Here is a 21,291-nt window from a genome sequence, read left to right on the forward strand (position 1 = left end):
ACAAACCCAAACAAAACAGGGGACGCAAAAGATGATAACAGTATTAATCCTTATCCCGGTTGTCGGTTTCTCCCTGTTTTTCTTCGCCTGTTACAAAACAGACTAGGAAGCCATAGACGAGCAGAACCGACAATTTTATGTAGATGGCTATCACATCTACTATGACCGGAAAATCCTAAGACAAAAAGAAGTGGAACAATTAAAATCGAAATTAGAATGATTGCAGTAATCGGAGAAAAACCAAGCGTGGCAAGGGACATTGCCCGCATTTTAGGAGCGAATGAAAAACAGGATGGCTACCTTTCGGGTAACGGGTATCTCGTTACATGGGCTTTCGGGCATCTTGTAGGTTTGGCAATGCCGGAAGCATACGGCATACAGAGTTTCCGCCGGGAAAGCCTGCCTATCATCCCGGAGAATTTTCAACTTACACCCCGGCAGGTGAAAGCGGATAAGGGGTACAAGGCTGACCCCGGCGCATTAAAACAGCTAAAGGTAATCAAAGAAGTATTCAGCCAGTCGGACAAGATTATAGTCGCCACCGATGCAGGGAGAGAGGGAGAACTTATCTTTCGCTACATCTACCAGTATATCGGATGCAACAAGCCCTTTGTCCGTTTATGGATAAGCAGCCTTACGGACAAGGCAATCCGTGAGGGACTGCAAAATCTGAAAGACGGCAGCCTGTATGATAACCTTTTTCTTTCGGCACAGGCACGCAGCGAAGCCGATTATTTAATTGGCATAAATGGGACACAGGCTTTAAGCGTGGCAGCCGGACAAGGAATATTTTCTTTGGGACGGGTACAGTCGCCCACGTTGGCAATGATATGTACCCGCTTTTTAGAGAACAAGAACTTTGTCCCACAAAAGTATTGGCAACTGAAATTACAGGCGGTAAAGGACAATGTTTCCTTTGCCGCCCTGCCCGCAGACAAATACGATACGCAGCAAGCTGCCATCGACACGCTGCAAAGGGAAAAAGAAGCGGAAACGGTACAGGTGAAATCCGTAGAACGCAAGGAAGTGAACCAAGAACCGCCATTGCTCTATGATTTAACCACGCTCCAAAAAGAAGCGAATACGAAACTGAATTTTTCCGCAGACAAAACCCTATCCATCGCACAAAAGTTATACGAGGGTAAACTAATCAGCTACCCCCGAACCGGAAGCCGTTATATCTCACAGGACGTCTTCGAGGAAATCCCGGAACGTCTTATTAATTTGGAACAGTACGCCCGCTTTGCCGGATATGCAGCCGGGATGAAAGGCAAAGCCTTAAATTCCCGTTCCGTGAACGATGGCAAGGTAACAGACCACCACGCCCTGATAGTGACTGAAAACCTACCCGGTAAACTGGAAGCGGACGAACAGGCAATCTATGAATTGATAGCCGGGCGGATGTTGGAAGCCTTTTCTGAAAAATGCGTCAAAGACGTTATCAGTGTAACGCTGGAATGTGCAGGCTCACTTTTCACGGTCAAAGGGTCTGTAATCAAGTCCGCCGGATGGCGTGCCGTATTCGGCGAGAAAGAGGACGGGGAAGATAACGCCACTTTGCCAGCCATGCAGGACGGAGATAGTTTACCGCTTTCCGATATTGAATTACTGGAGAAACAGACCAAGCCCAAGCCGTTACACACGGAAAGCAGTCTGCTTTCTTCGATGGAAACAGCGGGTAAGGAACTGGAAAACGCCGACCTGAAAGCCAGCATGAAAGATACGGGTATAGGCACGCCCGCAACACGGGCAGCCATTATCGAAACGCTGTTTTCCCGCCAGTATATCGTTCGGGAGAAAAAGAACCTTGTCCCGACCGAAAAGGGACTTGCCGTTTACAACATCATCCGGGACAAGAAGATAGCAGACGTTGAAATGACTGGAATGTGGGAAAATACGCTTGCCAAAATAGAAAGCGGGGAAATGAACCCCGACACGTTCCGCAAAGGTATCGAAGTGTATGCACGGCAAATCACGGCTGAACTTTTGGACGTTCAGCTTTCTTTCGCTTCGGGTAGTGGTTGCATTTGCCCCAAATGCAAGACCGGACGCATCCTTTTCTATCCGAAAGTCGCCAAATGTTCCAATGTGGATTGTTCTGTTACCATCTTCCGCAACAAGAGCGACAAGCAGCTAACGGACAAACAGATTACCGAACTGGTGACTACCGGGAAAACCGGGCTAATCAAAGGGTTCAAGAACAGGGACGGCAAAGTCTTTGACGCTTCACTTGCCTTTGACGGGCAGTTTAATGTTACTTTCGTGTTTCCTGAAAAGAAAGGCAAACCGAAGAAATAAGACGAAAATCGTTATATTTGCCACAGAAAGTTTCATTATAGATAGATTTATAATTGAAATTTTTGTGGTTGAAGCACCCGGAGGGACACCGGGTGCTTTTTTTAATCATTCTCCTTTATACTGGTAGGTCAGGCAAACGACCTGATTGTCTATAACCCGGTGTCCGGTCAGTTCCCACTTCGACCCGAAAGTCTTGCCTATAAACTTGATACCGTCCCCCAGCATGACCGGAACGATATACAGCGTTATTTCATCCAGCAGGGACGCTTCAATCAGCGAGGTTACAAACTTACCGCCGCCAATGACCTGAATATCGGTTTCCGAACTTGATTTAAGTTCATTGATTTCCCGTAAGGGCATATCGGTAAGAAAGGTTACATTCTCCTTTTCGGTCACATTGGTGTCGTAGTGGGACACGACAAAAGTCTTTTTACTTTTGTACGGCCATCCGCCCCAATGTTCAAAAATACAGGTATAGGTATTCGCACCCAGTAGCAGGTAATTCGTAGTTTCGTATTCCTTATTCAGTAAGGTTCTTACATTTTGGGGCATCCAGTCCAGTTCATTATCCGGTGTTGCGATAAACCCGTCAAGAGATACAGCGATGTTCGCTTTTATTTGCTTCATATTATCAGGTATTAAACAGTTTATAATCCTTATTCAAACTGTCCGCCAATATCTAAAAAAGAAGCGTGGCACTCACACTGCTCCGATACGAGGTACTGGCATACCCAAACAAGGAAACAGGCAAGACCACGCTATGATAAAACATAGCATAGACCTTGCGCTGAAAATCCCCCTGTTTTGAAAAGTGCCAGTTTTCGTATCGGGACGTTCGGCGAACGTATATGTTATATATAAAGGCGAAATCACAGGTTACTGTTCAATCGCCGTTATTTTCTTATGTAACTTTTGCAAAGTTAGCCAAATCCCTGAAAACTCCGGCATACAATAAAAGAAATCCTGCCTTATCTCACGACAAAACAGGATTTAAAGCCATTAGAAAAGAAAAAATTAATCGGTTTTCTCACGGATTAACTTGTGTACATCCGTTGCTCGGTAATAACATCTACCATCCAGCATAAGGAAAGGGAGTATTCCCTTTTTACGGTAACGGGTCAGTGTTCGGGGTGCTACTTTCAGGAGCAGGCACAAGTCCTGATTATCCAGCAGTTCTTCACCGTCCAAACAATTACGCCCGTTTATCACCCAGTCTATCTTCTTGTCCTGCATATCGAACCTATCCATGATACGTTCCATCCATGCGGTAAAATCATCTTTATCTATATACATAAGGCTACCTGATTAAATTGAACCAATCATAAAATAACTTTGGTTGGACGGGTCTTTGATGATGATGTCCCGTTCCCGCATGAAGCGGATATAGCTTTTTGCGGTGCGTTCTTTCACGTCCAAAATCTGCTGTATCTGTTCGCACAAATCTATATAGGTTATATGCTCTTGTCTGCCGAACACGTCACGGGCAACCCCGACCAGTTCCTTTTCCTTGCGCTTCTCTTTTTCCTCACGGGTCTTTTCACCCCTGTAAAGGTGCATCCCGGCTGCCTTGTCCCACGAAAAGAGCATCAAGGGAACATCCAACGGGCTACCGTCCCTTACTTTCAGGGCTTTCACTACCGACAAAGCCGGGTCTTCGTCTTTTTCTATCGAGAGGATGGCAGCCGCTTTGCGTTGAAGTTCCGAGCCTAAATGCCCCCGCAGTTTCAACCCGTTGGGTATGAAATGCAGCACGCAGATGATGCAGGTTTTATATATTCCCGCCAGTCGGTAAAGTTCATCTATGATTGCCACGCTTTCCGCTTCGTCATTGGCACATCTTACAAGGTCTGCAATACCATCTATCACTACCAACTGAATACCCCCATATTGGAAATAATACCTGTCCATGCTCTGGACAATGGCGTGCAGACGCTCTTTGCGGGACATACCCGTAAGGCAGAAAGCCTTAAATTCATCCGGTTTGTCAGTCTGTTTCGCCCTTTTTATCAGGTTGGTTACATTCTTGAACAGTTGTACTTCCGATTGTTCCGTATCATAAAGCAGGACGGCTTTATGTTTCGTGTTCTCATTTACATTGATACCCAGCGTATCAATCTGAATACTCGCCGGACGGATTGAACCCGCCACCAGTGCAGCCACATAGTTACTTTTCCCTGTTCCCTCTCCGCCAGTGATGCAGCACAAGTTCCCCTGTGTTCCCAGTGGAACGTCACCCGCCGAAATAATTTCCTGCGCTTTTGCCGGAGGATTATTAAAATCAATCTCACACGATTTAAGCATAGTCATTGTTTCATTATAGATTGTATCTAAGAAGTCGATAAATAGTTTGATGAAATTTTCCCGGCTGTTGCCCGCCCGGAAATAATCGGAAATGTCCTTTTCCGTTTTTGTCCCCTGCAAAGGGAGAAGCAACCGTTTCACCCCGTATTCACAGAGTTGTTTCTCATGCTTTTTTGCGCTTTCCACTCCGGTAGCATCCATATCGTAAAGCAAGATGATATGTTTAAACCGAAATGTAAGTTTATAAATGATGTTCGGCGGAACAGTTACCGTTTCACTGTTGAAGCAAATCGCATGGAAACCATGCGCTGCCAGTGACATGACATCTTTTTCCCCGCCCGTAATAAACAGGGTATCGCCTTTACTGGGTAGCTGTTCCAGCCCGAAACAATAGCTTTCGCCGATATTTCCGCCATATAGAAAGCGGGTCTTGGAAAACGGTCTGTACAGTTTGATGAAACGTTTGTTCTTATACCCGTAAATGGGTTCTTCCTTAGTGGAAGAATAAGAAAACGGATTGCCATCCGCATTTTCACTTTGGAACTGAACCACTGAACAGACTTTATACTGTTCCAGTATTTCAGGGGTAATGCCGTATTGTTGCCAGTATTCCAGTTCGGAAGCGGTGAGTTTCCTCTCTTTGAATGTGTACGGTCTGCCAGTACGTTCTACCGGAACAGGCACAGGCTTTTCCGGTTCTTTGAATGTTTTAGGCACAGGTATGGGATTTCCCTCTGAAAGTCCCAGTGACAAATCCCGGTCTATAATCCGCAATATTTCTATGAAACTGCTTGAATTGTTACAGTCCAGCCCTTTGAGCATACCCACAAAAAAGAAGCAGTCGCCGGAATAATCGTCATTTCCAAAATCTTTCAGCTTATAACTGTTGTTACGGCGGTCAAAATAGATGTTACAGGACGCTTTGCTGTCCTCATACAACGGATTAAGGAAATTACGTCCCACCCGCCACGTGCCGGGAATATAATGTTTAAATACGTTCAGACCGTTATTTGTCCTCTCTAATATTTCGTCTTTCCTTAACATATAGCTTGTGGTTGGTTATCAGGTTACGCATACATTCGTCATTGCTCTTTATCAAACGGCTTTCCAGCAACCGTTTGATTTCACCGATTTTATAGAAATTGCGTCCCCTGATGGTAGAGTAGGCGATTTCTCCTTTGGAACGAAGCCGTTGCAGGGTGCGGTCGCTGATTTTCAGGAAAGTACATACTTCGTAACTATCCACCCAAATATCATCCTCATTCTCTTTGCAGTCGTCCTGACGGGAAAATACATAATTGGCAATCACGTTGATTTTTGCCATCAATTCCTTAAAGGCTTTTGTTTCTACTGTTATTACGTCCATTTTATTAACTAATTGATTTGCTGCAAAGTTGGACGGTTCGGGGAAATAAAAAGCCACAGGCGAACCCACCTGTGGCGAAATAAAGTTTGTTAATCGGATAAGGTTTACTCCTGTTCTTCCATCCGGCGCAACAGTCGTTTTTGCAGGGTGTTCAGGTAGTGTGTCCGGTCATTTGTCCGGGATTTAAGTTCCATGTAGGTATGGTAGAAATCACCTAAATCTATGTCGAACATATCTTCAAAGCAAGATACAATATCCTTAATATCAACCGTTCCCTTATTGAAATCGCCATTGGTGTAGAGTGCGTAGATAAGTTCCACCAATGCCCGTTTTGTTCCCGTCCACCGGAGCAACTTCTTTATATTCCCGTTTTTGACCTGCTGGCGTTGGAAACGCCGTTCAAGTTCATTCAATCGGTTGGTGAGGTAGATGGCAAACAGTTCGATGGCTAAAATTTTGGCTACCTTATAATCATAACTGGTGCTGAACTGTGGGTCTGCTTCATAATAGAAATTGTCTATAAGGATATGAATGTCAGGTTTCCCACGCAGGAAATATTTATGGTCTAAATAGGTGGCTTTTGTCCGGTAATACTGGTAGAAACTTATATTACGTTGGAAATGTGCCAAAATCCGGTCGGTTTCCGCCATAATGAACTCCTTTTGCGTTTCTTCGCTGCCGTTCGGAAAACGCAGTTCAAACTGGTAAACCGTATTGTAATAGATAATTTTACTTGCTATTATTGGCTTTTGCTCTTTGAAGAAATAAATTTCTTCTTCCTTGCTGCTGAAAGAGTAGGAAATGATAAAGGCTTTCAGTTCCCCTATGATTTCTTGCAGGTAGTCAATGACCTGTTTACACAGGCTGAAAGGGTCGTTGTTGTTATCTTCAAAGTCCTGTATCTGTAAATCCACCTTTTGCAAAAGGTCGGTAAAGTATTCGTTCAAGTTCTGTTGTCCCATAATTAATCGTTCCTTTATTAATCGGGGGCAAAGTTACAGGCTTTAAATCGCTGCTTTATTCTTCATTTTTCACATTCTATTCTTCATAGCGTGCATTATTTTGTATTTTGCGCTTTTCTTCTTATTTCGCCGGGAGTATCGAGCAGGTAATCCTTGCAGAAGTCGTTCAGGTTCGATGTGGATGAAAACCCGGTAGTGAACGCTACTTCGGTCAGTGTATAGTTCGTGTTTTTCAGGTAGTGTGCCACGTCTTTTGCCCGTTCTATCTTTACCCACTGGCTTGTCGTGTACCCGGTCATTTTCTTTAACTTCCGCCGGAACGCCCCATATTCCATGCCGCACGCTTCCGCCAGCTTTTTGGCATCATACACCTTATAGCCTTTCAACCTTACCATTTCGATGAACGTCTGTTTGCCCAGTTCCGGCAGCATACGTTCGGCGTGGCGCAGTTCCTTTTCCGTTATCAGCAGGATGCTGTCTTTTACAGGATGCAGACGCAGGCGATGGAAAGCGTAACACACCGTATTATATACGTTGCACAGGTATTGCCGTCCCGGTCGCATCCAGTGCAGCGCATCGCAGTACGCCAGCAGTTCGGGTACATCGTCCCTGTGGCGGTGCTGTTCCGCCAGTTCGTCCAGTATTTGGTAATGTGTGGTAGAAATCCCCAGCAATATGACTATCGCCTTATAATCCTTACAGGTGGCGATGGTCGGGACTTCCGGCAATGCTTTCAGCGTGTCGCAGACGTACCCGCACAGCTCACCGTCCTTGCTGAACGGTTCCAGTTCCAAGTAGTTATCCATATTCCGGCTGTTGTGCTGCAACCACTTTATTTTATCTTCCAGTTCCTTGACACGCCGTACCAGTTCATTACCGGGATTGTTTGCCAACAGCAGTGATGTAATCTGTTTTTCCATATTTAATAACTGTATTTTTTTAGCATATTATCCAACAATCCATAACCATGCCTTTTTAATGAACATCCATATTATATAAAGGAGCATGCCGCCGAGCATTAAGAAGAATCCACGAAAGAAATAATCCTGAATACGTTCCCAAACGGTAAATTCATGCTTAGGCTCCATCGTTTCGGCAAGTTCCTCAAAGGACTTGCAAGCAAAAATCGTTTGCCGGAAATCGTCCACGCTGTCCCAGCATTCTTCCTCGAACCACCATCCTTTGGGGTATCTCTCCGCTATCCTTTCTTGCAGTTGGCGCAAGGAGAAAGGTTCGGGGTTATTTTCATATTCCGTTTCGCAACGAATCATCCCCGTTCTCATTCCCGTAAAGCCGTGTATGCCTTTCCATCCGGTCATGTAGGAACGCCGGACGGTGTATTTTGTCCCGGTGGAATCTATCACTATATCGCCTTTCCACCCCTTGCACTCTTTCAGTAGGGCAAGCTGCGTCGTTTTGTTCTCTTTCCAAAAGGTATAAACCATATTCTCGTCCGGGCTGAACTGGAATATGGGGTATTTCAATGTCGCTTTCATACTTTACTAATTTCTATGAATCTTATTTATAATCTGTTACTTAGTTGAATATCAACATACATATTCCTATCCCTGTCAAGAACCCCCATATCGGAAAAGTATATACTACCCAAGACGGGATAATCCTGTTCCATTTGTTGTCTTTATATTTCAGCAGTATGGCGGCAGTCCGCTTCCGGGTGTACCGCAGGTAAAAGGGGATGATGCAAAACAGTATTGCCACGCTGATAAAGATTAGTCCGCCTTGCAGTTCCGTGAAATTCTTCCGGGAAAAGAAGAAATCCGTAAAAATACAGTTTACAGCTATGCTCAAAAAGAACAGGGCAATCATGAAAGTGGCGGCAAACACGCAGCAAGCACTAAAACGTGGCGGGTCGTTGTGCTTCTTGTAGGTGACATAAAGCCTGTAATACAGATAGTCGAAGAAACAATAGCTGTATTTCTTCGTACTGCGCTTTGAGTTCATTTGCTCAAAACGGCTGCGGGGTTCGTTTATGACTTTCATTTTGTCTTTATGCCAATGGTTAGAAAGAAGTATCGTCAGATGCTATCTTTCGTTGTTACTAACTTATTTATAAATCTTAATCCGGTGAATAAACATCCAATCCCGATAAGCGGATAAATAATGCCGCATAAGACCGCAAGTATATTCAACCCTCGTTCATCTTCTGCGAAACCGTCCAAACCAACAACTTGCAATAATAGGTTTGTAATTTGCCAATCCAATAGATTTTGGTCAAAACAGATAAAGGCAAGCCACAAAAGTACAGAGCAACATTCCATGCCGAACCATAACATGATAGCTTTGGGATGACGGAAATATAGCTTACAGACTTTGTAGATTATCAGCATATCTAAAACCACCAGCACACCTAAAAAGCTGTATTCCATAACACCATATATTCCGAACAGTCGCCCAAAGCCTAAGCCGCCAAAAAAGAATGTTATCGCTATCAGCAAAAGGCTGAAAGCTGTTAATGATAGTATGAATTGGACTGTTTTATTCATCGCACTATTGTTACTAATGGCAAGAAAGGAGCATCGTTAGATGCTATCTTTCGTTGTTAACATCTTAATTTATTTCTCATTCCAGTGTACCATATCATAAGGATAGTATTGCAGTCCTTTCAAGCTGCTATCGTCCAATCCTAAGACCTTAACCAATGCTCCGCTTTCAAAAGACCAGTAGCCGAAATAAGAATTTATATCTTTCTTATGCAGATTATACCACGCTTCGCTTGAATGTCCTTTATACCAATATTTAGTCAAATATTGTTTTAGGCATTTCACAGCTTCTTTTTTATCAGATTGTGCCATTGTTACAATGTTTTGGATATGCTGATACGGTGATTTCTGGATATAGCTATTCAATGATATGTTCCAGTCCGGTTTTCGATAATGTATCAGATAGCCTAATGAAAAATCTTTGCGTCCGTCTTTTTCTACCACTTGAACTAATTTATCGAAATAAACATCGTCTATATTGATAAGTATTCCGATAGAAAGCATTTGAAGTATTGGAACTACCGTTGTTATCCTGTTCCATGTTTCGGCAAATAAAGGAGCGATAACAATATACTGTTTATGCAATTCTTCTATTTCCACCCCCATAGAATAAGATGCAAGCATTATCCTCAATCTGTAATTTATATCAAGTAAATGTGTATTTGCAATAACTTCATCATTAGGCAATGAATACGCTTGTACACCGCCTTTCTCTTTTTCCCGGATATACTCAATGTCTGCTTCATCCTCTCTGATATATTCCGAATACTCTCGGATTACTTGGGTGAAGCTATCTATTGTTCCGTATTTATCTCTTACTGTCATATATGGTACACTTTTGATGTTAATGGTTAGAAAGGAGCATCGTCAGATGCTATCTTTCGTCGTTATATGTATTTCTTGAATATCACTGGCTACTATCATTCCATTCATTCCAACAGATGAATCTATATGAATGAACTTCAAAGTATCTTTTGTTTGATAGTTCTTCACCCAACTATACTCGCCAATCAGATAGGTTGGTATGTTAGTGTTCGTGTATATATTGAGTTCGAATATGACATTTTGAATATCAAAAGAAGATAATTCCCACCATTCAACACCTTTACAAACCAAACGAATGTTTGATATAGTAAAGGTCAGTGTTGCATCTTCTTTTTGGTATGCTATTGATGTTATTTCTTTATCGTGATATTCCATACTGTTACATATAATGGGATGTAGATAACTGACCGTTAGGGAAGTTTATCTACTTGTTACCAACTTAATTATTCACTTTCAGCAGCTTCTTGAATATAATCTTCAATATCTTCTGGGTTGTTTAACTCTAAAGCCCTTTGTGTATTCGAAGCATCAGGCGGCATCAATTCTACATTTATCAGAATATTCTTGCGTGATTGGTTTTGCGCAAACAATCCCTCGCTATCAAGAATTGACATTGCTTCTACCATTGCCATTATCCTGAAATCCAACTCTTTTTCCCATGCTTCATCATTCAGATTATCAATGTTTGTCCTATGTTCAAAAAGTTGTTTAACAGCACCGAAATATTCGTTATCTCCAAAAGCATAATAGGGAGAGTCTGCATAAGACCACTTTACATCTTGTGCGTATGTTTTGGAATATTTTTGTGATACTCTGTCTAATGCTTCCCAAGACCATGCGGAAATAATGGGAGTAAGACCTTCTCCAGTTGTCAAAAGCGCACAATAATAGAAATGTTCTCCATTGCTAAACAACTTTTGGAAAGCCATTCGTGTGGCTTTTGTTATTGCTGCTGTAAGTTTTTCTATTTCCTTATCCATAATGCTACTGTTGGTAATGTATAGCAGGGAACGGTTTGCCGTTATCCTGCGCTGTTAGAAACTAAATTCTTTTTTTCCTTTTAAGTATATCCGATAACCATTCAGGAATGAATTTCTTAGCTCGTGGATATTTCTCAAAATCCTCACTGAAATCACTATCGAAGAAGGACTTTTGCAGAACTTTATCCCTCGTGTTATAAGCAAACTTTATATCCATTGCAATTTCTCTACCTATCGTTATTTTACATAGATAAAAAGCTCCCTCTTGCGAACATAAGGAATACATCAAATCTTTCAATTCTCCCACTTTTCGGGAAAGATACATTGAAATATTTATGTCAAGGTTAAATTTGACAAGTTCATTTCCTTTATAATAGAAAACTTGGGTATAAGAAGCAGTTCCAACATGATAAAAATAGAAATCACTTTTAGTCCAATGGGTAATATCCATTATTTTGACTAAAATTCCTTTGATGTCATTCATGCGGGAACGACATTCTGCATTTTCTTTCCAAATATTTGGTTGAGTACGATACTCCTTAATATTATTCCCCGAAAAGTATTTGGCAGATACTATTGAAGTGGTGGGAGGATATGGCAATTTATCGTTGAAAAAAGCTATTCTGATACAATCAGTCAGATACCAATTCCAAAATTCTTTATTACGGTCGTGATTGATTGCGTCTAAAGCGACAGCCCCACCGTTATAGGCTAAACTTGCAATAAAAGCAGTGTCCCATGTGTCAAGGTTCTGTAACGCTTCTTCATCCGAAACACATTCTTCCATACCCCTACTTGTAAGAACATCGTATGCGGCATGAACGGCAGTCATACCCGCAAACATTGCCATAATATTGTCCTCTTTGTTATAATCTTGAACGAACACTTCTAAATGTTCGGCATTACCTAACAACTCTTTTTCATTTATCTGCCCTAATAGAAATTTCTCCGACTGTTTTATCAATCCGATTATTTCAGTATCATTCTTGAAAAAATCATTCCATATCGGATATACTTTCAATGCGCATGAAATGCTTATTTTCCCAATGACGCATGGCTCATTGATTGTTTGCAGTATCTCACGTCTTATAGATAAAGGCAAATGTCCATTGATTGAATGATTTACTTCATTCACCCCCTTTCTTATCAATGAATTTATGGTTTCACTATATTTCATGCGCACTAATTGTTTCTAATGGCTAAGCAGGGAACGCTGTAAGCATTATCCTGCATCGTTATGAACTCATTTAAAAGATATAAGCCTACTATCTTCGCAATCAGAAGAAAGTAGTTCTAATAATTGATTGAAGCTATTACAAAGAAAGTCTGCCGAGTCTTCAAATTCAGGTTCTAAGCCATAATAGATTTTACCATAATTTTCAAGTGACAAATCAATACATAGATATTGATATTCTCCCTCGACTGCCATAGCAATAGGAATATGTGTATTCCAAAAGTTACGGATTTCATTACAGGCTTCTTCGTCACCTTCAAGTGTTTCGAGGCTCATAATCTCAAATTCATTCCAACGGATTTCACTGTCACTTGCTCCGTTAAAATCTTCAATGGAATTAAACCAAGCGTTATCGTCTTTATTCGTGATAAGCTGAAATTCATTCAGGAATTTCAAATAATCTGTCGGCAGGTTATTGTATCGCTGCAAAAAGTCAGAAGATAATTCATTAGCTTCTGTTCTTTCTTGTACGACAAATCCTCTATTTCTCAATGCTTCAATCATATATTAGTTTTTAATTGTTCATAATGGGATGCAGCTTGCCGCCGTTAGGCGGAACAGGTGCTCGTTATCAATATTTTCCTCTGCGAGTTACAAATCAACCGTAAAGATAACTGAACATCTTTCTTTTTGAGCATTCTCATAAAAAGATAAAATATCTCTACTCCAATCTAAAAGATAATTCAGGTTATCATCATTTTTAGGTAATGTATATTCTTGTTCATCTATTAGTGGAAAATTCTTTCGTATAATTTCATGCAGATTATTCTGTCGCAAATAAGTAACTATTTGCACTACATCAGAATAATTTTTCAGAGTAATGATTTCATCATCTGTTTCAACTAAAAACTCTCCACCGAACACAATATTTGTTGGGACAGAATTTTCCTCATTCCATACACCACCACCAAGACAATACTGAATACCTTCCCATGCTTTAACCAGCTCGCAGCCACGAGCCGTTTTTAATAAAAGTTCCTCTATTTCATCTAACATATAATTATATCTTTCTTCCTGTGGTATGGAACGAAGTTTGTTCAGTTCATCTTCATTCAAAGCATATAAAACTCCTAATCTTGACATAATTTATTCTCTTATTGTTTAATTTATTGATAATGTTTAAGCGGGGAACGCTGTAAGCGTTATCACGCTTTGTTATCCATATGTTCATGCCGATGTTTCCCATTCACGTAGAATGAAATGATTATTTGTTTCTATTAGGTCATATATTAAGCTCCAATCTTCTTCATATATATATATATTGACAATATTATCCTTTATATTGCAATCCAATATAAAATAATCAAAATCATCTTCTAACAATATAATCTGTGATTTTTTGAAACTATTGAAGTCAAGTTTTATTTGAGTATTCAAAAGGTTCAAGAAATCATCAACGCTGGCTACACAAGTTCGATTGCAAAAATAATACATAATATATGCTTCTCGTGTAAGATTTGCATATCCCTTTGTTTTTATTCTATTCATATATTGAACTATTTATGGATAATGTATTCAATAACCACACCTATGGTGTAGTTCCTATTTACTAATAAATTATACCTAATCATCATCTAAATAGTCCAGTGGATTAGGTATTTTGGCTTTGTGAGCATTTGATACGTGCAAATAAATAGCAGTCGTTTTTATATCATTATGCCCCATAAGTTCCTGAATAGTTCTAAGGTCAGTCCCTTGTTCCAGCAGGTGAGTAGCGAAAGTGTGACGGAGCATGTGCAGGTGTACCCGGTGCTTTATTCCGGCTTTTTGGGCTGCTTCTTTCAGTATTTTCACCAATGCACTGGCTGAATATTGTTCACCTGCCTGTTCGCCCTCAAAGAGCCATTTTTGCGGTCTGTATTCTTTGTAATAAACCCTTAGTTCGTTGAGTGCCTTTTCTGATAACAAGGAATATCTACATTTCTTTCCTTTGCCAGTTACCCTTATCAGCATCCGTTCACTGATAATATCTTTAGGGGTCAGGTTCAGAAGTTCACTTCGCCGCAATCCGGCAGAATATATCAATGAAATCATGCACCGATGTTTCCGGTTAGGTATCTGTGCAAAGATATTTTTCATTTCTTCCCGGCTTAACACTTCGGGCAAAGCCTTGTATTCTTTGGCACGGACTATCCCGCCATAGTATTGTCGTTTACCTTTTCGGACTTTCTCATAGTAGAACTTGATTGCATTGATACGCATATTCTGCTGGGTAGCAGATATATGTCGTTCCTTTACCATATAGAGCATATAATTATTAATATCCTCGACCGTCAGCAGGTCAAGTTCATGCCCTTTGTGGTATTCCATGAAGTCGCTGAAATAGATTTTATAGGCTTTTATGGTGGAAAGGCTGTATCGCTTTTGCTCCAACAGTTCCAAATAGCCTTTCGGTAACAGATATTCCCGCTTAGGTTTGGGATGCCGTACATATACACGGCTGTAATCAATGTAGGCGTGGGGGGAATAGCGGTCATAAAATGCAGGAAGCCGGAAAGCGGATGCCTGTATATAGGCACTTCCGTTTCCGGCTATTTTAATTCCACTATCTTCGGAAAGCAGCAAGGCAATAGCCTGATTATTTCCATAATCAATCCGTATATAGTCCTGACCGTCTATATTCTGCTTTGTCAGTACGATACTTCCCCGTTGTTTGTCTGCTTCCATATAGAACTGGTTTATAACGTTACAACTATCACTAATTAAATGATATTGCCAAAGTTATAAAACTATTCCGAAGAAAGTGAACGAACGTTTTCTTTTTATCTTTTTTTTGCAGAGAAAGTCAGATTTGCAAGGAATATGTGCCGGGTGGCACTGCCTAACATTTCAGTAAGGAGTAAACGGCATGCAGATGTTTGGCAAGTCGCCCGGTGTCCAATCCGCCGAGAAAGGACATTTCAAAAGACAACCCCATGTAAACCTGCCGGAACATGACTACCGCATCTTCTACATCCACATCCTTTCTCAACTCTCCGCTATCTATCGCACGTTGTATGGCAGTACGCCAATAAGCGTAATCGCCCTCTGCAAGGTTACGGAGCTTCTCTTTTGCGTCAGGGTCGTATTGGAGCAGTTGAAACAGGAAATGAAAATATTGGGCGTGATATGTGAATTTTCCTTGCTCCAACTTGTCTTTATCCGCACCTATCAGATTGCCCAGCATATCCATTGTCCGTTGCACGCCACGTACATATTCGTCTATAAATTCGGCAAACGTGCCGTTCGTTTCAGTGAATTTGTTTCGTGGGTTTTGCGCACTGAACCAAAACTTATCCACTACGGCAATGAATAGTTCCTGTTTGTTCTTGTAGTATTTGAATATTCCGGCTTTCGACATTCCGAGCATCTTTCCAAGTTCCGCAAAACTGGCTTTTTCATAGTTCACGGACATAAACAGCTTGAACGCAGCTATCAGCAATTCATCACGGGTAATTTTCATTGTATGGCAGTCTTTTATATTTTCCAATCCCGAAAATAACATTTTATTCTCATACAAGACACATTACAGGTAATAGATTAACAAAAATAAATCAGCGAACGCCTAAGTAAATCGGAACGAAATTGGTTTAGGACAAGTCAAATTTTTAGGTGCAAGGTGCAAGCATATATTTATATATATAGCTTGCACCTTGCACCTAAGTTGAAATATTAATAATCAAAGACTTGCATAATTCAAAAATAACCTGTACTTTTGAACCCAAGATTAATGCAGACAAGGAGCAGACAGATAAAGACAAATACAAGTCTTTTGAAATCGTAACCAAGTCGTAACCTAAGATAGTTCATTGAAAATATAACGCTGATATTGAGCGGATTGTAAGGTAAGGTTCATTTACCTCCCTCTCCGCTGAAATAAGATATAAAACAAATAAAGAGGATGTCCTTCAAAAGGCATCCTCTTTATTTGTTTTGTTACATAGCTGGGATAACTATCTTTTATTTTGAAATTTTGCCATTATCTTCCGGCTCATCTTTTTGTATATAAACCGTCCGTGTTGGAAAAGCAAACTCAAGTCCTGCCTTATTGAAAGAAGCCAGAATCTCCGTATTCATATTCGAAGTCACTCCTAATATATCCCCTTGCTTCTTAATATAGTAGATATACATGATACCCAGTGCGGAGTCGGAATATTCAGTAAAGACGGCAACCACGTCCGATGGACTGGGAGATACATTTTCCACTTTTTGTGGAAGAGCTTTTAAAATCGCCAAAGCCTCTTTCATCTTTTCGGCAGTTGTGCCATACGTCAGTCCGAGATTCAGAACGACCCGTCGCATCGGTTCGGAAGAGATGTTGATGATAGAAGAGTCGGTAATCTTATAGTTCGGGATAGTGATGATACGTTTATCATAGTTCATGATTCTTGTGCTCCGGATGCCTATATCGATTACTGTTCCTTCGATACTGTCGAAGCGAATGGTATCTCCGATATTGAAAGGCTTGTCTGTCAGGAGGGTGAAGGCACCGAACACATTCTTTACCGTGTCTTGTGCTGCCAAAGCGAATGCGATACCACCGATACCCAGGGTTCCCAATAATGCGCTGATATTTACTCCGACATTACTCAATGCCATCACAAGACCGATAATCCAGACAACAACCAAGATTGTCCTTTTAATAATCGGCAGCATTTTATTATTCTGACCGTCAGAACGGCGTCCCCAGTAAACTTGAAGCAAACCGCTGAACAAACGGGCGAATACCCAAGTGATATCCAATACAATCAGAATACGGTAAATGTTGTCTACTACTTTCACGAAGCTGTCCGGATATACCAAACGATGAATAGCTATCCAGATACCCAGCAGAATAATTGCAAACTTGAAAGGCGGCTCGAGAGAATAAAAGATAATATTATCCAGTTGATTCTTAGTCCGGTCTGTTAACGGTTTAAGTACTCTTCTGCTTAATAGCGTTATCAACTTTACAATAACAATTGCGGCAACAATAATAAGTATGGAAATGATCCAGTTCTGAACGGAATTTCCCCAAATTTCATATTCAAACATATTCGACTTGATTTTAATTATACATCATAATCATTATTTTAACTTAGTTTCTATACAGAATCAAGGCGGAAGAAGCCGCGATAGCTATATCGCCACCAGACAAATGCTCCTGGCTGTCCAATTTGATTTGTCCATCTTTGCAAACAACTATCCAGTCTTGCTCGGGCAGGTGGACAATCGCTTCGTTCCGGTTACCATTATAAGCTACTAATATTTCTTTCCATTCATCTCCATTAGCATATTCGCCCAATGTATAAGCAATTACACCGGAATCACCCGTGTCAAGGAAATGAAGCCATTGTTCCAATCCCTCTACTGTTGGAATACGAAAGGCGGGATGCGCTTTACGTAGTGCGATCAGTCCTTTTATATAGTCGAAAAAATCACGGTTCTTGGCTTTCAAAGCCCAGTCAATCTGGTTGACAGCGTCTGATGACTTGTAGCTGTTCGGTTCTCCTTGCTTATCTTGCATGATTTCTTCGCCACCACGGATGAAAGGGATTCCTTGTGAGGTCAGAAGTACTGTATGTATCAATTTGTCGATAGAGGGTAATTCCTCTTCAGCATGTTCGCCCTTTACGGATAGCCTCAATTTGTCTATCAAAGTATATCCGTCGTGACACGACACGAAATTAATCATTTGCGAAGGAGCCCCGGCATAAGGACCATCACAATAAAGCAATCCGTCATAGTCTACCTGCGGGTGCTGCGTGCCGCCGACGATACCATATTTAACCGGTTCGAAATGCCCGTTTATATTTCCGGAGGCATATCCGGGTTCTTGTTCGTCGAAGGTACTTCCTTTCAGTCCGTCCCGAAACTCATCATTAAATACGGCAATACCTTCCATCCGTCCGACATTCTCCTTTACTGCCCGCTGCTCGAAAGGCAATGGGGAATCTGCTGCTGCCCAACCTTCACCGTAAACGAAGATTGTCGGGTCAATTTTCAGCAGTTCTTCTCTCAAATGGTTCATTGTTTCAATGTCATGTATCCCCATAAGGTCAAACCGGAAACCGTCGATATGGTATTCTTTCGCCCAGAACTTTACAGATTCGATGATATAACGGCGAACCATTTCGCGCTCTGATGCTGTCTCGTTTCCGCAGCCGGACGCATTGGAATAAGACCCGTCAGGATTTTGACGGTAAAAATATCCGGGGACGGTCAGTTCGAAATTTGAATGATCGGTGGAAGCGGTATGGTTATATACCACGTCGAGTACAATGCGGAAGCCGTTCTGATGTAGGCTCTTCACCATTTCTTTAAACTCACGGATGCGGGTGACGGGATTAGCCGGGTCGGTGGAATAACTTCCATCAGGCACATTGTAATTTTTCGGGTCATATCCCCAATTATATTTATTTTCTTCCAGTCTCGTCTCATCTACCGTGGCGAAATCAAATGAAGGCAGGATATGGATATGTGTAACGCCCAGTTCTTTCAAGTGATCTAAGCCGGAAACTTCCCCTTCGGGTGTCTTGGTTCCGGTTTCCGTCAGAGCCAGGAACTTTCCTTTATTCTTGATGCCCGAATTCGGATCAATACTAAAATCGCGATGATGCAATTCATAGAGAATAATGTCGGAATACATCTTCAGTTCGGGGGGCTGGTCGGACTCCCAATCTTCCGGATTCGTTTCATTCCAGTCGATTACAGCCGCACGGTTACCATTGATACCGACAGCTTTAGCCCAAATGCCGGGCGTTTCGTCCAGCCATTTGCCGTCTTTCTCTATTTGGAAGGTGTAGAAAGAACCTTTCAGGTCACGGTCGACATTGATACGCCAGGTACCATCCTCTGCCATGTCCATATCCAGTTGTTCTTCCTTTTCTTCTCCTTCGCCGGCGGGGTACAGGTTTAAACGAACCCTGTCCGCGCTCGGCGCCCAAAGTGTAAAAACGGATTGTTCGGGTGTATAGACCAATTCGAGAGCATTTCCATCATAGCATGGATATTTGTCATACGACTCCAATTGGTCTGCGGACGGATGATTTTTTAATATTCTCATACATTCAATTTTATATTAATACTGTTTAAAATAATCAATGCCTATGTGGCGTAAATGAACTGGTATGTTCTTGTTTGGTATGATGAGAAACAACAGAACAAACAGAATTTATTGCTGTTATCCCGGTAAATATGGATATAAAAAGGATTATTAAGATATTTTTCGTCGTTGCGTGAACCATACTCTTGAACTTTCTGCTGTTTAGCATTTGTTCGTTCGGTTTATGGACAAATTCCTACCATTTTGCTAATAATTCATACTTGTGAAGGAACTTTATTCTATTGCAACTTGTTTTATACTCGTCAATTTTAAAAAGATAGCATATGGAAAATGGTGTAATGATGCAGTATTTTGAATGGAATCTCCCGAATGACGGGAAGTTATGGAAACAATTAAAAGAAGACGCGTCGCATCTTCATGACATTGGTGTAACCGCAGTATGGATTCCACCTGCTTATAAAGCCGACGAGCAGCAGGATGAAGGATATGCAACATATGATTTGTATGACCTGGGCGAATTTGAACAGAAAGGGACAGTACGGACAAAGTACGGTACGAAGGATGAACTGAAAGAGATGATTGGCGAATTGCACAAATATCATATTGCGGTTTATCTGGATGTAGTGCTGAACCATAAGGCAGGCGGTGATTTTACCGAAAAGTTTATGGTCGTGGAGGTTGACCCCAAAGAAAGGAACAAGGCGTTGGGCGAACCGTATGAGATACAGGGCTGGACCGGATATAGCTTCCATGGACGTAAGGACAAGTATTCGGATTTTAAGTGGCACTGGTATCACTTCTCCGGTACGGGATTTGACGACGCCAAGAAACGTAGCGGAGTCTTTCAGATCCAGGGAGAAGGAAAAGCCTGGAGCGAGGGAGTGGACAATGAGAATGGCAATTATGACTTTTTGTTGTGTAATGATATTGATTTGGACCATCCTGAGGTTGTATCCGAACTGAACCGTTGGGGGAAATGGGTTACCGGTGAACTTGGACTCGACGGATTCCGGTTGGATGCTATCAAGCATATGAAAGACCAGTTTATCGCACAATTTCTTGATGCGGTGAGAAGTGAACGGGGAGATGATTTTTATGCCGTAGGTGAATATTGGAACGGTGACTTGGAAACACTCGACGCCTATTTGGAAACGGTAGGGCATAAGGTGAATTTGTTTGATGTCCCGTTACATTATAATATGTTTCAGGCAGCACAGGAAGGTAAAGAATATGATTTGCGGAATATCCTGAAGGATACACTGGTCGAACATCATTGTGATTTGGCTGTGACATTTGTCGATAATCACGACTCGCAGTTGGGAAGTTCGCTGGAGTCCCAAATAGAAGACTGGTTCAAACCGTTGGCATATGGTCTTATTCTCTTGATGAAAGATGGTTATCCTTGCCTGTTTTATGGGGATTACTATGGAATAAAAGGAGAGAAATCCCCGCATACCAAGATCTTGGACATATTGTTGGACGCCAGAAGAAAATATGCTTATGGCGACCAGGTTGAATATTTCGATCACCCCTCCACTATCGGTTTTATTCGCACAGGAGATGAGGAACATACAGGTTCGGGACTGGTCTTTTTGATGTCCAATGACGAAGCCGGCAGTAAAATGATGAGTCTGGGTGAAGGTCATAAGGGTGAGATATGGCACGAAATAACCGGAAGCATTGGGGAAGAAGTAACTTTGGATGAAGAAGGGAACGGTGAATTTTCCGTTGATGCCCGTAACCTGGCTGTCTGGGTAAAGAAGGCAATTTAGGTTGCTTAAAATTAAATTCCTTCTTGCA

General features: G+C 41.5%; 22 protein-coding genes and 1 pseudogene. 3 read left to right on the top strand and 20 right to left on the bottom strand.

The window, feature by feature from the left end; translation table 11 throughout:
- Window positions 1-31: 31 nt before the first annotated feature.
- Window positions 32-220, top strand: a pseudogene (locus tag BQ7997_RS25965) (hypothetical protein).
- A complete protein-coding gene (locus tag BQ7997_RS22795; protein ID WP_073348163.1) occupies window positions 217-2,298 on the top strand; it encodes a type IA DNA topoisomerase in 2,082 nt (693 codons plus the stop codon). Before BQ7997_RS25965 ends, BQ7997_RS22795 begins: the two are co-directional and overlap by 4 nt.
- Before the next feature lie 105 nt (window positions 2,299-2,403).
- Here the strand turns inward: BQ7997_RS22795 and BQ7997_RS22800 are convergent, their stop codons facing one another.
- The 20 genes from BQ7997_RS22800 to pulA form a co-directional block, all read right to left on the bottom strand.
- Window positions 2,404-2,925: a dihydrofolate reductase family protein gene (locus BQ7997_RS22800; protein WP_073348164.1), complete on the bottom strand. Its 522-nt coding sequence runs from the start codon at window positions 2,923-2,925 to the stop codon at window positions 2,404-2,406.
- A 387-nt stretch (window positions 2,926-3,312) separates the two neighbouring features.
- Entirely contained in the window at window positions 3,313-3,591 is a 279-nt protein-coding gene (locus tag BQ7997_RS22805; protein WP_073348165.1) for a helix-turn-helix domain-containing protein, read from the bottom strand.
- A gap of 12 nt (window positions 3,592-3,603) precedes the next feature.
- Window positions 3,604-5,643: a bifunctional DNA primase/helicase gene (locus tag BQ7997_RS22810; protein ID WP_073348166.1), complete on the bottom strand. Its 2,040-nt coding sequence runs from the start codon at window positions 5,641-5,643 to the stop codon at window positions 3,604-3,606.
- The gene (locus tag BQ7997_RS22815) at window positions 5,606-6,034 is read right to left on the bottom strand and encodes a helix-turn-helix domain-containing protein (protein WP_175413995.1); all 429 of its coding nucleotides are present in this window, start codon (window positions 6,032-6,034) and stop codon (window positions 5,606-5,608) included. The genes BQ7997_RS22810 and BQ7997_RS22815 overlap by 38 nt, the downstream gene beginning before the upstream one ends.
- A gap of 35 nt (window positions 6,035-6,069) precedes the next feature.
- Window positions 6,070-6,927, bottom strand: a complete 858-nt coding sequence (locus tag BQ7997_RS22820) for an RteC domain-containing protein (protein ID WP_073348167.1) — start codon at window positions 6,925-6,927, stop codon at window positions 6,070-6,072.
- 95 nt (window positions 6,928-7,022) lie between these two features.
- Window positions 7,023-7,847 (bottom strand): helix-turn-helix domain-containing protein, encoded by an 825-nt coding sequence (locus BQ7997_RS22825; RefSeq protein WP_073348168.1) that lies wholly within the window; start codon window positions 7,845-7,847, stop codon window positions 7,023-7,025.
- Between the two features lie 27 nt (window positions 7,848-7,874).
- The gene (locus tag BQ7997_RS22830; RefSeq protein WP_073348169.1) at window positions 7,875-8,423 is read right to left on the bottom strand and encodes a hypothetical protein; all 549 of its coding nucleotides are present in this window, start codon (window positions 8,421-8,423) and stop codon (window positions 7,875-7,877) included.
- A 40-nt stretch (window positions 8,424-8,463) separates the two neighbouring features.
- The gene (locus tag BQ7997_RS22835; protein WP_073348170.1) at window positions 8,464-8,928 is read right to left on the bottom strand and encodes a hypothetical protein; all 465 of its coding nucleotides are present in this window, start codon (window positions 8,926-8,928) and stop codon (window positions 8,464-8,466) included.
- Window positions 8,929-8,963: 35 nt separating this feature from the next.
- The gene (locus BQ7997_RS22840; RefSeq protein ID WP_073348171.1) at window positions 8,964-9,431 is read right to left on the bottom strand and encodes a hypothetical protein; all 468 of its coding nucleotides are present in this window, start codon (window positions 9,429-9,431) and stop codon (window positions 8,964-8,966) included.
- Between the two features lie 69 nt (window positions 9,432-9,500).
- Window positions 9,501-10,253, bottom strand: a complete 753-nt coding sequence (locus BQ7997_RS22845) for a PoNe immunity protein domain-containing protein (RefSeq protein ID WP_044300581.1) — start codon at window positions 10,251-10,253, stop codon at window positions 9,501-9,503.
- Window positions 10,254-10,295: 42 nt separating this feature from the next.
- Window positions 10,296-10,628 carry a hypothetical protein gene (locus BQ7997_RS22850; RefSeq protein ID WP_073348172.1) on the bottom strand — a complete coding sequence of 111 codons (333 nt, stop codon included), beginning with the start codon at window positions 10,626-10,628 and terminating at the stop codon, window positions 10,296-10,298.
- A 68-nt stretch (window positions 10,629-10,696) separates the two neighbouring features.
- Window positions 10,697-11,233, bottom strand: a complete 537-nt coding sequence (locus tag BQ7997_RS22855; protein WP_073348173.1) for a DUF4303 domain-containing protein — start codon at window positions 11,231-11,233, stop codon at window positions 10,697-10,699.
- A 61-nt stretch (window positions 11,234-11,294) separates the two neighbouring features.
- Window positions 11,295-12,410: an Imm5 family immunity protein gene (locus BQ7997_RS22860; protein WP_073348174.1), complete on the bottom strand. Its 1,116-nt coding sequence runs from the start codon at window positions 12,408-12,410 to the stop codon at window positions 11,295-11,297.
- Window positions 12,411-12,476: 66 nt separating this feature from the next.
- Window positions 12,477-12,971: an SMI1/KNR4 family protein gene (locus BQ7997_RS22865; protein WP_073348175.1), complete on the bottom strand. Its 495-nt coding sequence runs from the start codon at window positions 12,969-12,971 to the stop codon at window positions 12,477-12,479.
- 87 nt (window positions 12,972-13,058) lie between these two features.
- Window positions 13,059-13,550, bottom strand: a complete 492-nt coding sequence (locus BQ7997_RS22870; protein ID WP_073348176.1) for a DUF1877 family protein — start codon at window positions 13,548-13,550, stop codon at window positions 13,059-13,061.
- Window positions 13,551-13,634: 84 nt separating this feature from the next.
- Entirely contained in the window at window positions 13,635-13,955 is a 321-nt protein-coding gene (locus BQ7997_RS22875; protein ID WP_073348177.1) for a hypothetical protein, read from the bottom strand.
- Between the two features lie 75 nt (window positions 13,956-14,030).
- Entirely contained in the window at window positions 14,031-15,134 is a 1,104-nt protein-coding gene (locus tag BQ7997_RS22880; protein WP_073348178.1) for a tyrosine-type recombinase/integrase, read from the bottom strand.
- 154 nt (window positions 15,135-15,288) lie between these two features.
- The gene (locus BQ7997_RS22885) at window positions 15,289-15,909 is read right to left on the bottom strand and encodes a TetR/AcrR family transcriptional regulator (protein WP_032530281.1); all 621 of its coding nucleotides are present in this window, start codon (window positions 15,907-15,909) and stop codon (window positions 15,289-15,291) included.
- Between the two features lie 497 nt (window positions 15,910-16,406).
- Complete coding sequence (locus BQ7997_RS22890) at window positions 16,407-17,480, bottom strand: mechanosensitive ion channel family protein (protein ID WP_073348179.1); 1,074 nt, start codon at window positions 17,478-17,480, stop codon at window positions 16,407-16,409.
- Window positions 17,481-17,523: 43 nt separating this feature from the next.
- On the bottom strand, window positions 17,524-19,491 hold the full coding sequence (gene pulA, locus BQ7997_RS22895; protein WP_073348180.1) for a type I pullulanase: 1,968 nt from the start codon (window positions 19,489-19,491) through the stop codon (window positions 17,524-17,526).
- Window positions 19,492-19,814: 323 nt separating this feature from the next.
- Between pulA and BQ7997_RS22900 the strand changes: the two genes are divergently transcribed.
- Window positions 19,815-21,263 carry an alpha-amylase gene (locus tag BQ7997_RS22900; RefSeq protein WP_073348181.1) on the top strand — a complete coding sequence of 483 codons (1,449 nt, stop codon included), beginning with the start codon at window positions 19,815-19,817 and terminating at the stop codon, window positions 21,261-21,263.
- The last annotated feature ends 28 nt before the right edge of the window (window positions 21,264-21,291 follow it).

It is taken from the genome of Bacteroides congonensis (assembly GCF_900130125.1).
Taxonomy (GTDB): domain Bacteria; phylum Bacteroidota; class Bacteroidia; order Bacteroidales; family Bacteroidaceae; genus Bacteroides; species Bacteroides congonensis.

Coding starts and splice junctions, on each gene's coding strand:
- BQ7997_RS22795 (WP_073348163.1), top strand. CDS start 217: ATGATTGCAGTAATCGGAGAAAAACCAAGCGTGGCAAGGGACATTGCC.
- BQ7997_RS22800 (WP_073348164.1), bottom strand. CDS start 2,925: ATGAAGCAAATAAAAGCGAACATCGCTGTATCTCTTGACGGGTTTATC.
- BQ7997_RS22805 (WP_073348165.1), bottom strand. CDS start 3,591: ATGTATATAGATAAAGATGATTTTACCGCATGGATGGAACGTATCATG.
- BQ7997_RS22810 (WP_073348166.1), bottom strand. CDS start 5,643: ATGTTAAGGAAAGACGAAATATTAGAGAGGACAAATAACGGTCTGAAC.
- BQ7997_RS22820 (WP_073348167.1), bottom strand. CDS start 6,927: ATGGGACAACAGAACTTGAACGAATACTTTACCGACCTTTTGCAAAAG.
- BQ7997_RS22825 (WP_073348168.1), bottom strand. CDS start 7,847: ATGGAAAAACAGATTACATCACTGCTGTTGGCAAACAATCCCGGTAAT.
- BQ7997_RS22830 (WP_073348169.1), bottom strand. CDS start 8,423: ATGAAAGCGACATTGAAATACCCCATATTCCAGTTCAGCCCGGACGAG.
- BQ7997_RS22835 (WP_073348170.1), bottom strand. CDS start 8,928: ATGAAAGTCATAAACGAACCCCGCAGCCGTTTTGAGCAAATGAACTCA.
- BQ7997_RS22840 (WP_073348171.1), bottom strand. CDS start 9,431: ATGAATAAAACAGTCCAATTCATACTATCATTAACAGCTTTCAGCCTT.
- BQ7997_RS22845 (WP_044300581.1), bottom strand. CDS start 10,253: ATGACAGTAAGAGATAAATACGGAACAATAGATAGCTTCACCCAAGTA.
- BQ7997_RS22850 (WP_073348172.1), bottom strand. CDS start 10,628: ATGGAATATCACGATAAAGAAATAACATCAATAGCATACCAAAAAGAA.
- BQ7997_RS22855 (WP_073348173.1), bottom strand. CDS start 11,233: ATGGATAAGGAAATAGAAAAACTTACAGCAGCAATAACAAAAGCCACA.
- BQ7997_RS22860 (WP_073348174.1), bottom strand. CDS start 12,410: ATGAAATATAGTGAAACCATAAATTCATTGATAAGAAAGGGGGTGAAT.
- BQ7997_RS22865 (WP_073348175.1), bottom strand. CDS start 12,971: ATGATTGAAGCATTGAGAAATAGAGGATTTGTCGTACAAGAAAGAACA.
- BQ7997_RS22870 (WP_073348176.1), bottom strand. CDS start 13,550: ATGTCAAGATTAGGAGTTTTATATGCTTTGAATGAAGATGAACTGAAC.
- BQ7997_RS22875 (WP_073348177.1), bottom strand. CDS start 13,955: ATGAATAGAATAAAAACAAAGGGATATGCAAATCTTACACGAGAAGCA.
- BQ7997_RS22880 (WP_073348178.1), bottom strand. CDS start 15,134: ATGGAAGCAGACAAACAACGGGGAAGTATCGTACTGACAAAGCAGAAT.
- BQ7997_RS22885 (WP_032530281.1), bottom strand. CDS start 15,909: ATGAAAATTACCCGTGATGAATTGCTGATAGCTGCGTTCAAGCTGTTT.
- BQ7997_RS22890 (WP_073348179.1), bottom strand. CDS start 17,480: ATGTTTGAATATGAAATTTGGGGAAATTCCGTTCAGAACTGGATCATT.
- pulA (WP_073348180.1), bottom strand. CDS start 19,491: ATGAGAATATTAAAAAATCATCCGTCCGCAGACCAATTGGAGTCGTAT.
- BQ7997_RS22900 (WP_073348181.1), top strand. CDS start 19,815: ATGGAAAATGGTGTAATGATGCAGTATTTTGAATGGAATCTCCCGAAT.